Raw genomic sequence first — 11,039 nt, 5'->3', positions numbered from 1 at the left:
ATCAGCCCCAACGACCGAAATCCAGCCCCCGCCGCGCGTCAGGCTGTTCGCAACCTCATTGTCGCACCACCCACTCTGGAAATGCCGGTAGTTCGAGGTGTCCAATCCGCTGACGCGGCTGTGCTTCCAAGAAATTGCATTCGAATCCGCCTGTGACAAGGACAGATCCCAATATCGCAGGATTGAATTTGGCAAATGCTTAATATTTCGGAATCAGAACCGGTTATCTTAGCAGACACTGAAACATGCATCTCCAGCAAGATTACGGAACGTTCCATTAGCTTTGTTTCTCGTTGATACAAATAATACTCCATATCGTTGTGACTTTTCGCCTGCTCTACGAAAAAACGCGACGAAACCGTTTCTTATAAGATCGCCCTAATCGTGATCTATTGTGGTATTTTTTCGAACCCAGCCCAACCCGTTGCGAGGGCCGAAAGAAACGCCGCCCCTTTGCCGACTTTTCGTACTGGCCGTCGGGCCAAGCGACGGCAAACATCCTCAAGGTCAGCCTGACGATGCGCCTTGGCTGCGGACATGACGATGTTTCGTGGCGCCAGCCGCGATGAGCGGTTTAGAGAGCCGGACGAACCACGCCTTGTCTCACCGCAGCCCGATCCGCTTGGCGCCTTGCCGGAACAGCGCCTCGGCGCCCGGCTCGAAGCGGAAGGTGCCGATGAAATCGTCGGCGCAGTAGTTCGGCAGCATCTTGCGCAGCGCAGCGGCGAAACTTCGTGCCTCCTCGAGCCGCCCCGCCAGCGCAAGGCAATGCGCGGCAATCGCCAGGATGATGGCGTGGGCGTTGGGAGGCGCGGCTGCTTTCAGCGCCCATTCGGCGGCCTCGTCGAACTGGCCAAGCCGGACATGCGACATCGCCCTGGCGCCCAACATGCCGAACAGCAGCGGATCGAAGGGACTCAGATGCCTGGAATGATCGGACGAGCCGATCGCAGCTTGCGGGTCGCCCGACTGCGAATGGACGAAAGACAACGCATAGTGACCGAGCGCGAAATTCGGGCTGAGGTCGACGGCGCGTACGAGCTCGATGAGGGAGCCGTCCTGCTCGCCGCGCAGCCACAGCGCCCGCCCCATGGCCCAGTGCGCGGCCGGATTGTGATCGTCGACGAGCAGGCTCTGGCCGGCTGCCTCGAAGGCCAGGGCGCTTTCCTGGTCGCGGTCGCCCCAACGCTGGAAGGCATTTTGCCAATGGGTGAAGGAGAGCCCGGCATAGGCGCGGGCGAAGGTCGGATCGAGCTTCAAGGCTATGTCGAAGAAATGCCGGGCCTGTTCGTTTTCCGTGCGGGTGAAGCGATACATGTGCCAGAGGCCCCGGTGGTAGGCTTCCCAGGCGTTCAGCGAATTGGGCGCCTTCAGCATGGCGCGATTGCGCTCGACCGTCTCGATCTCGGCCGAGATCGACGAGACGATGCTGTTGCCGATGTCGTCGAGCACGGCAAAGATGTCGTCCGGCTTGCGCTCGAACGTCTCGGCCCAGACGATCCTGGCGGTGCGCACTTCGACCAGCTCGACCGCGACGGTGACGCGGCCGGCCTGGCAGCGCACGGTGCCGGTGGCGACATAGTCGACGTTGAGCCGCCGGCCGGCATCTTCGGGCGCGATGTTTTTCTCCGCCAAGGCAAACACCGAGCCGCGCGCGATGACGAAGAAATCCCTGAGCTTGGCCAGGCGGGTGATGATGTCGTGGGTGAGGCCATCGGCTATGCCTCCGCGTGGGCCCCCGCCAGCCGCCTCTTCGGCAAACGGCATCACGGCGAGCGAAGCCTTCTGCGATGCAGCAGTATCGGAACGGGGAGGCACAATTGACGCGTGGGGGGCCGCGGGTACGAGTGAAGGTCGCGCCCAGAGCGCTGCTGCAGGTCGTTCGCCGCGGATCGTCCGCCATGCCTCCCGAACGGCTCCGAAATCCAGATCCTCTGAAGCAAACAGCCGCGCCGCGGAAGCGAGATGTTCCTCGCCCGCGCCAAACTGGCCGCGCTGCGCCAGCCTTTTCAGAAGAGCCACATGCGCGCGCCCGTCGAACGGAGCGAGGTCCAGCCATTTGTCCAGATGGAAGGACATTTCGTCGGCATCCGCCGGAAGCTTGTTGACGAGGTGTTCCAGGATTGCGGCGTGCCAGGAGCTGAAGCGGCGGCGCTGAGCGATCAGCCAACCGTTGAAATGCGGGCTGCGGTCGATCTCCAGCCCATCGAGAAAATCGCCGGCGAACATTCCGGAAAGGGCCTGCAGCCGCTCCAGACCGAGCGTCTCAACACCCTTGGCGGCGGCCGAGGCTATGTCGACAGCGTCGACGGAAGCACCTTTCAGATCAAGCGCGATCGTGTCGCCTGGTGTCTCGACCCTGCGATGGTGCGGTTCATCGAGGATGCCTCTAAGCTTGCTCAGGCACCAGCGAAGCTCGCCGCGCGGGTCGTTCGGCACATCCCACAAAAGCTCGCAGAGGCGGCTGCGGCCGACCGGATGCGGCGCCAGCGCCAGATAGGCGAGCAGCGCACGCAGCTTGCGCGATTTTGGGAGCTGGATGATGATGCCGTTGCGTGCGATCGTCAGCGGTCCGAGCAGACGCACGGAAAGACCGGCCATCTCGCCGCCGAGGCTCGATCGGGCGGATTCCACGTAAGTTTCCACGCCTGCTCCCACGCTGGCCAGTCGGCCTTTGTTTTATCACCAAACGTGACACGGTGCATCCGGCAGCGAATTCCCGCGCCGGATGCTGGCATTGCCGGGAGGCAGATGTAGCGTGGCAAGGTCTCGAAACCTCGCCGCCCAAGCCACCGGTCTGTAACCGGCCCGTGACGACAAGAGACAACGACAACGCGAGGAGATCGACATGTTGCATCAACAGAAAATCAGAACCACCGCCGGGCGCGGCCGTCTGTTCGACAGCATTCTCGACACGGTCGGCGATACGCCGGTGATCCGCATCAATAATCTCGGACCGGACCATGCCACGATCTATGTGAAGGCCGAGTTCTTCAATCCCGCCGCCTCGGTAAAGGACAGGCTGGCACTCAACATCATCGAGGAGGGCGAGCGCAGCGGCGCCTTGAAGCCGGGCCAGACCGTGGTCGAGGCGACCAGCGGCAACACCGGCATCGGCCTTGCCATGGTTTGCGCCCAGAAGGGCTATCCGCTGGTGGTGACGATGGCCGACAGTTTTTCCATCGAACGCCGCAAGCTGATGCGCATGCTGGGCGCCAAGGTGGTGCTGACGCCGCGCGCCCAGAAGGGTTTTGGCATGTACACGAAGGCGGTGGAGCTCGCCGAGGCCAATGGCTGGTTCCTTGCCCGCCAGTTCGAGACCAAGGCCAATGCCGCCATTCACGAAGCGACCACGGCGCGCGAGATCATCAACGATTTCGCCGGCTCGCGGCTCGACTGTTTCGTCACCGGCTATGGCACGGGCGGCACCGTCGCCGGCGTCGGACGCGTGCTGCGCCGCGAGCGGCCGGAGACCCGGATCGTGCTCGCCGAACCGGCCAATGCGCAGCTTATCGGCAGCGGCAAGCCGCAGCAGCGCGGGGCCGGCGGCGCGCCTGCCGCCAGCCATCCAGCGTTCGAGCCGCATCCGATCCAGGGCTGGACGCCCGACTTCATTCCGGACGTGCTGCAGGAGGCGATCGATACAAGCCTCTACGACGACGTGGTGCCGATTGCCGGGCCCGAGGGCATGAAATGGGCCAAGGCGCTGGCGCAGAAGGAAGGGATTTTCACCGGCATCTCCGGCGGGGCGACCTTCGCGGTGGCGCGGCAGATCGCGGAAAAGGCGCTACCCGGCTCGGTGATCCTGTGCATGCTTCCCGACACCGGCGAGCGTTACATGACCACGCCGCTGTTCGACGGCATCGAAGCGGAGATGGACGCCGAGGAGACCGCGCTTTCGCAGTCGACGCCCGGCTGCCAGTTTCCGGCGTGACGGCGGCACATCGGGAGCGGCCTGCATGGACACGAAACCTGGATTGGCCGTCACGGCCAGCGAGGAAACGCTTGACCCCTCGAACTGGGCCGATGTGCAGGTCCTGTCGCATCGGATCGTCGACGATGCCGTCGCTTACCTGCGCGATGTCAGAGAGCGTCCGGTGTGGCAGGAGATGCCGGTTGATGTGAGGACCTTCTTCACATCGCCGCTGCCGCGTTCGCCGGCGCCGCTGGCAGAAATCTATGGCGACGTCACCAGGAGCCTGATGCCCTATCCGATGGGCAATATCCATCCGCGCTTCTGGTCCTGGTATATGGGTTCGAGCAATTTCACCGGCGCGCTCGGCGATTTCCTGGCGGCGATCCAGGGCTCCAACCTCGGCGGCGGCAATCATGCCGCCGCGCTGATGGACAACCAGGTCGTCGACTGGTGCAAGGAAATGATGGGCTTTCCGCAATCGGCCAGCGGCACACTGGTCAGCGGCGGCTCGATGGCCAACATCATCGGTCTGACCGTGGCGCGCAACGCCAAGGCCGGCATCGACATACGCGAGCACGGCGTTGCCGGCATCGACAAGCCACTGCGTTTCTACGGCTCCGACCAGCTTCACTCCTGCCATCGCAAGGCGATGGAGGCGCTCGGCCTCGGCAACCGGGCGCTGCGCCGCATCCCGAGCGATGCCGGGCTGCGGATCGACATCGCTGCGTTGCGGGCGGCGATCGCCGAGGACCGTGACGCCGGTTTCAAGCCGGCCTGCGTAATCGGTACGGCCGGCACGGTGAACACCGGCGCAATCGACGATCTGCAAGCGCTGGCCGACCTGGCGGCAAAAGAGGATCTGTGGTTTCACGTCGATGGCTGCATCGGCGCCTTGCTTGCGATTGCGCCGGACAATTCGCATCGCGTTGCCGGCATCGAGCACGCCCACTCAATCGCGCTCGATCCGCATAAATGGCTGCACGCGCCCTTCGAGGTCGGCTGCGCGCTGATCCGGGATGCCTCCGCGCATCGCAGCACGTTCGCGGTGACGCCGGAATATCTGGAATCGACGCCGCGCGGCCTGGCCTCCGGCCAATGGCTGCACGACTACGGCTTGCAGACGTCACGCGGCTTCCGGGCGCTGAAGGTGTGGATGGCGCTGAGAGAACATGGCATCGAAAAGTTCGGCGGGCTGATCGACCAGAACATCGCGCAAGGGCATTATCTCGGTCAGCTGATCGAGGCCGAACCGGCGCTCGAGCTGGTGGCGCCGGTGAACATCAACATCGTCTGCTTTGGTTATCGCGCCGATGGGTTGGACGCTGAGCGCCTGAAAGCGCTCAATACCGAGATCATGCTGAGGCTGCAGGAAGAAGGCATCGCCGCCATTTCCGACACGACGGTGCATGGCCAACATTGCCTCAGGGTCGCCATCAACAACCACCGTACCCGGCGCGACGATCTGGACCTGCTGGTGCGGGAAACGGTGCGCCTCGGGCGGGAGATTTCAAGGGCGGGCACCGCCGGGTGACGCTGGCTTCCGCTGCCTTGCGCGCCGGCCTTCCGTCGGGCGGCACGAGTCACGCCTCGAGCCAGACCTTCTCGAAATGCTGCTCGAGCGACTGGTGCTGCTCGCAGCCATGGACGCCCTTGCGGTAGGTGCGGTAGACCGAGCGCCAGTAGGGCTGGATGATGATGCCGGAATCGCGGAGATTCTGCTCGATCTTCGCCATGATCTCCTTGCGGGCACCGGCATCGGGCATCGCCAGCGCCTTGTCGAGTAGGCTGTCGAATTCCGGATTGGCGTAAGCGCTCTCGTTCCAGGCGGCGCCCGATTTGTAGGCCAGCGCCAGCACCTGGATGCCCAGCGGCCGGCCGAGCCATTCGGTGCAGGAGAACGGATATTTGCTCCAGTCGTTCCAGAAGGTGGCGGCCGGCAGCACCGTGCGCTTGATCTTCAGCCCAGCCTCGCGCATCTGCGCTGCGATGGCGTCGCCGGTGGTCTTTTGCCAGTCGACGTCGACCGAAATGAGCTCGTATTCGTGATCGGCCTTGCCGGCCTCGGCGAGCAGGGCCTTGGCTTGATCGATGTTGCGCACGGCTGGGCCGATATCGGCATATTCGGGATGCATCGGCCCGACATGATGGTTCTCGGCCGGCTTGCCGCGGTTGTCCATGCCGATCTTCAGCACAGCGGCGTTGTCGACGGCGAGCTGGGCGGCGCGGCGCACCTTGATGTCGTCATAGGGCGGATTGGCGACATTGAAACGCGCGACGATCGTCGAGCCGGTGGCGATCTCGGAATTGCTCAGGCCCATCGAGTCGGTCTGCGCAACCGTGTCGGAGGCGGTTTCGTGGTCGGTGTCGATCTCGCCCGATTCGAAGGCCGACAGCATGGCGTTGGGGTCGGAGCCGTAGTCGACCCATTTGATGCCGTCGAGGTAGAACTCGCCCTTCCACCATGGCTTGTCTTTGCGGCGGACTTCGGCGCCGACCTCGGCGTCCCATGCCACGAGTTCGCACGGCCCGGTGGTGATCGCCAATGCCTTCAGCGGGTCGCCGTCGCCTTCATAGCTGCGGTGCATGATCAGTGCCGGATAGTCGGCCATGCCGGCAATCAGTGAAATGTCGGGCTTGGGCAAATTGAGCCGCACGGTGAAGTCGTCGACGCGTTCGATGCCGCCGTCGACGGCTTTCTTGGTGTCCGCGTTGACCAGCGCGCCCATCCGCGCGGCGACAGAATTGCCGGCGACGGACGCATCGCACCAGCGCGTCAGATTGTGAATGACATCGTCGGCGTTGAAGGTGTCGCCATTCGACCAGTTGACGCCTTTGCGGACATGCAGCGTCAGCACGCGGGCATCGTCGCTGGTCTCCCAGCTCTCGAGCAGCCATGGCTCGAAGGTGAAGTCGCGGTTCCAGCGCACCAGATATTCATTACACTGGCGGGCGACGTTGGACATCTCGACGCCGTCGAAGGTGCGCGGATCCTTCCAGCCCTTGACGTTCATGGCAACGCGCAAGACGCCACCGCGCTTCGCCTCCTCGGCCCTGGCCGGTGACGGAGCAAGCCCGCCAAGCGCCAGCGCGCCGGCAGCGCTGACACCAAACGCGGCCATGGTGGCGAGATATTCGCGCCGGTTCATCTGGCCCTTCTTGAAGCCGTCGGCGACGGGCGCGGCCTGCGGATGCAATTTCCGATCGGTCAGCATGAACTTCATCGTCGTTCCCTCTTTGTTGGGCGCCTCCGACCGACCGCGCCGCGGGGGTGGATGCGTTTCGCAGGGGCGCCTTACGTGAGGTGATGATAATGCTGGCCTGAGCGGGCAAGTGTTCAGGTTCCCGCAGTTGTTGTGCGCTGTTCCGCAGTGGGGAGCTTGAGGAGAGAGGATTTCTGCGCTTGCCTGGCCGGCATGAGAGCCGCACTCCGCCGTCACTCCGGCCACTTGCCCCCGCCCAGCGCGGCTATAGCCGCGACGATGCGATCAAAGGCCTCGCTGGCGCGCGGCACGGTCTTGCGGGCGCGCAGGAAACTGTGCACGAGGCGCGGCTCCTCGCGCCACCATGCCTTACCGCCGGCGGCAAGGATGCGGTCGCGATAGGTCTGGCCGTCCGATGACAGCGGATCGCATTGCGCGGTGACGATTACCGTCGGCGGCAGGCCGGAGAAGTCGCTATCGCCAAGTGGCGAAAATGTCGGGTCGTCCGGCGACTGCCCCTTCGCTGCCCGGATATGGCGATAGAATTCGACGTCCCGCAACGTCAGCAGCGGCGCTTCGGCGTGCTCGATATAGGAGCCGGTGCGCGCTTTGCGGTCCAGCTCTGGGCCGTCTAGCTCGTCACCGCCGAGCTCGGGATAGATCAGCACCTGGCCGATCGCGCGGCGAGGATGAGTGCGTGTCGCCTGCGCCACTGCTGCGGCCAGGTTGCCGCCGGCGCTCTCGCCGCAGAGCACGATCGGCAAGCCGGTCGTCGCCGCAGCCCATTCGAACACCGCCAGCGCATCCTCGAAGGCCGCCGGATGCAGATGTTCCGGCGCCAGCCGGTAGTCGGCGGACAGAACCGCAAAGCCGGTGCCGGCGCAGATCTCGGCGCAGATGTCGTCATGGCTGTCGAGCCCGCCAAGCACGAAACCGCCGCCGTGATAATAGACGACCATCGCCTGCGGCGCCGTTCCCGCCATATGGTAACGCCGGACCGGGATCGCACGGTCGCCGACGCTGCTGTCGCTGGCCTTGACGCCGGGTGGATAGGGCTCGCGAAACGCCCGGCACATGGCGTCATAGACCGCCCGCTGCCTGTCGATCGGCATGTAGACGATTTCGGGCGGATACCACTCGTTGACCCGATCGATATAGGCCCACAGCTCCGGATCGAGCAGCGTCAGGTATTTTCCGCGGTCTGTCGTTTCGGGTCGCTCGGCTTCGGTGACCATCGCGGCGCGATCCCGCTCAGAGCTCGGCGTAGAGCCGGGCGGCGTTTTCGTAGCTGAAACGCAGCGGCACCGAGCCCTCGACCTGCCAGGCATCGACCGTCTCGCCGGCCAGCAGCCGGCAGGCGGCCTCGGTGGTGGTGACGGCACCGCCATAGAGCCGGTTGGCGAGGTTGAGGATGGCCGTCTGGTGCATCGCCGTGCTGCCGCTGCCGCAGGCATCCTTGACCAGCAGCACGCGAAACCCGAGCGCCACCGCATCTTTGACGGTGGCATCGATGCAGGCCTCGGTCCAGACGCCGGCAACGACGAGCCATTCGATGCCGTCGGCCTTGAGCCGCCCGGCGGCAGGCCCTCCACCAAAGGCGCTGGCCTGCGTCTTGACCAGCATCGTCTCGCCGGCTGCAGGCGCCACTTCCGGACAGATCGCCGTCAGCGGATCGTCCTTGTCGGAGAAAGCCGACTTGCCGTTGGCCTCGACCGGATGGAACGGCCGTGCCGCGGCGAGATCGACGACATAGGCCCAGTGATACAAAGGCACATGATTGGCTCGTGCTGCTGCCTGCAGGCGCTGTACGTTGGCGAGGATGTCGCCATAGCCTTCGACCAAATAGCGCTTGTCCCGCCGATGCTCCTCCTGGAGATCGATGAACACCGCCGCCGCCTTGCCGGGCTTGATCGAGATGGGGCTTTTCATGCAAAACTGCCTGTCAGCACTCAAACGTGCGTGTCAAGAAAATCGTCCTCGTAGGGGAAGCGCGACAGAAGTTCGGTGCCGGTCTCGGTGATCAGGATCTCGTCCTCCAGCTTGACGCCCTCGCGGCCGCCCTTCTCGCCGATATAGCTTTCGACGCTGACCACCATGCCGGGCACGATGACACCGTCGCGACCATAGGTTTCGTAATCCATGGCGTGCGCGATGAACGGCGTCTCGCCATGCATGCCGACGCCGTGCATGACCGAGGTATAGCGCTGGTCGACGAAGCGGTCCGGGATCTTCCAGGCCTTTTCGGCAATCTGGCGAAACGCCATGCCGGGCTTGACGACCCCGATATTGTGCTGAACCTGGTCGTGCGCCATCTTGTAGAGCGACTTCTGGTAATCCGTCGGCCTGCCCGGGCCGCAGCGGAAGGTGCGCGAGAAATCCGAATAATAGCCGTAGCAGCCGATCGTGTCGGTATCGAGCGCCAAGAGTTCGCCCGGCCTGATCTTGCGGCCGCTCGCTTCGTTGAACCAAGGATTGGTGCGCTGGCCCGAGGTCAGCAAACGGGTTTCGATGAACTCGCCGCCCTGCCGGATCACCTCGCCATACATGATGGCGAACAGCTCGTTTTCGGAAACGCCGGGCTTGATCGCCTCGCGCACGGCATAGACGGCGGCCTCGGCGCCGGCCATCGACACCTGCAGGCATCTTACTTCCTCGGGTGTCTTGACCGCACGCACCGCCAAAATCTCGCCCTGGCAATCGCGGACGTCGCAGCCGCGCTTTTCGAGCGCCAGCGCCTGCAGATGGCTGCAGCGGTCGAGGCCGAGCTTCATCGAGCCGCCGCCATGCGCCTTGAGCAAATCGGCGATCTCGTCGGCGAAGGGACCCGCGGTTTCGTCGTCGCGGCCCGACACCGAAGACCATACCAGCTTGGACGGACGCGCCTCGTCGATCGTGTCGAGCACCATCGAGACATGGTAGCTCTGCGGATATTCGAACAGCACGATCGGCCCTTCGGTGGGGATGAAGAAGTAGCGCGTCGAGTTGCGCAGGAAATAGCCGAACATGTTGCGCGAACCGGTGGCGTAACGTTGGTTGTAGGGGTCGAACAAAACGACGCCGCCATAGCCGGCCTCACGCATCCAGGCACGCAGCCTGGCAAGGCGCCCCTTGCGCAGCGCGTCGGCGTCGATGAAGGACGGCTCGGTATCGGACAGCCACATGCCGCCGGCCGGATCGGCCGCCGCCGGATGGCGCATGCGGTCCTTGAAGTCGACGTCCTCGGTGCTGTCGGGGTCAAAAACGACAATGCTCATGGGTGCCTCCTGGAAGCGGCGACGATGAGCCATGCGTTGCGCAGAGGCTGTGCCGAATCCCGCAGGTGTTGTGCCGTATGCCGCTAGGCGGCAGCCCCCTTCAATTACCTCGGCGATTGACTGTGAGCCCGAACGTTTTCGTCATCCTAGGGCGGAGCAAGGAGCGAAGCGACGCAGCGCAGACCCTAGGATCCATGCCGTGACATTGGTCGTAGAATGCGGCGGAATGGCGCTTGTGCGCGCATCGATGCTCGCTACCCTGAAACCATGACGGGCTACGTTTACATGACCGCAAGCCAGAAGCGCGGCACGATCTATATCGGAGTTACGAATGATCTCGGCCGCCGCATGCCGGAGCACAAATCCGGCGAGGGCTCGCGGTTCACCAGCCGCTACGGTGTGCAGCGTCTGGTCTGGTATGAGGAACATTTCGACATTGTCGACGCCATCCAGCGCGAGAAGTCGCTGAAGCGCTGGCCACGCCAATAGAAGATCGAGCTGATCGAGAAGACCAATCCGGAATGGTTCGAGCTTTTTCGCGGGACGGGGTGGTAGCATTCGGTTCTGGTCCGCAGGAGCACTGCCGCGAGGTAACGGCATGGATCCCAGGGTCTGCGCCGCGTCGCTTCGCTCCTTGCTCCGCCCTGGGATGACGAACGGAGGGGTGGT

Annotated in this window: 7 protein-coding genes and 1 pseudogene; 3 read left to right on the top strand and 5 right to left on the bottom strand. The window is 64.0% G+C overall.

The genetic code is table 11. From position 1 onward, the window contains the following. Positions 1-603 precede the first annotated feature (603 nt). Positions 604-2,601, bottom strand: a complete 1,998-nt coding sequence (locus NKJ84_RS24690) for a transcriptional regulator (RefSeq protein WP_352508627.1) — start codon at positions 2,599-2,601, stop codon at positions 604-606. Positions 2,602-2,848: 247 nt separating this feature from the next. Between NKJ84_RS24690 and NKJ84_RS24685 the strand changes: the two genes are divergently transcribed. After that, positions 2,849-3,934 carry a PLP-dependent cysteine synthase family protein gene (locus NKJ84_RS24685; RefSeq protein ID WP_352508625.1) on the top strand — a complete coding sequence of 362 codons (1,086 nt, stop codon included), beginning with the start codon at positions 2,849-2,851 and terminating at the stop codon, positions 3,932-3,934. Positions 3,935-3,959: 25 nt separating this feature from the next. Beyond that, the gene (locus NKJ84_RS24680; RefSeq protein ID WP_352508624.1) at positions 3,960-5,447 is read left to right on the top strand and encodes a pyridoxal phosphate-dependent decarboxylase family protein; all 1,488 of its coding nucleotides are present in this window, start codon (positions 3,960-3,962) and stop codon (positions 5,445-5,447) included. Positions 5,448-5,496: 49 nt separating this feature from the next. Here NKJ84_RS24680 and NKJ84_RS24675 read toward each other — a convergent pair whose 3' ends face one another. From NKJ84_RS24675 to NKJ84_RS24660, 4 genes are all read right to left on the bottom strand, one after another. Continuing rightward, the gene (locus tag NKJ84_RS24675; RefSeq protein ID WP_352508623.1) at positions 5,497-7,137 is read right to left on the bottom strand and encodes an ABC transporter substrate-binding protein; all 1,641 of its coding nucleotides are present in this window, start codon (positions 7,135-7,137) and stop codon (positions 5,497-5,499) included. A 212-nt stretch (positions 7,138-7,349) separates the two neighbouring features. After that, positions 7,350-8,351 carry an alpha/beta hydrolase gene (locus NKJ84_RS24670; RefSeq protein WP_352508622.1) on the bottom strand — a complete coding sequence of 334 codons (1,002 nt, stop codon included), beginning with the start codon at positions 8,349-8,351 and terminating at the stop codon, positions 7,350-7,352. Between the two features lie 16 nt (positions 8,352-8,367). After that, positions 8,368-9,045 (bottom strand): isochorismatase family protein, encoded by a 678-nt coding sequence (locus NKJ84_RS24665; RefSeq protein WP_352508621.1) that lies wholly within the window; start codon positions 9,043-9,045, stop codon positions 8,368-8,370. Positions 9,046-9,065: 20 nt separating this feature from the next. Further along, positions 9,066-10,370 (bottom strand): M24 family metallopeptidase, encoded by a 1,305-nt coding sequence (locus NKJ84_RS24660; protein ID WP_352508620.1) that lies wholly within the window; start codon positions 10,368-10,370, stop codon positions 9,066-9,068. 267 nt (positions 10,371-10,637) lie between these two features. Between NKJ84_RS24660 and NKJ84_RS24655 the strand changes: the two are divergent. Continuing rightward, positions 10,638-10,925: pseudogene (locus NKJ84_RS24655) on the top strand (GIY-YIG nuclease family protein). The last annotated feature ends 114 nt before the right edge of the window (positions 10,926-11,039 follow it).

Origin of the sequence: Mesorhizobium sp. M0048 (assembly GCF_040323405.1) — a bacterium.
GTDB lineage: Bacteria > Pseudomonadota > Alphaproteobacteria > Rhizobiales > Rhizobiaceae > Mesorhizobium.
This window is presented reverse-complemented; position numbering and strand designations above follow the sequence as displayed.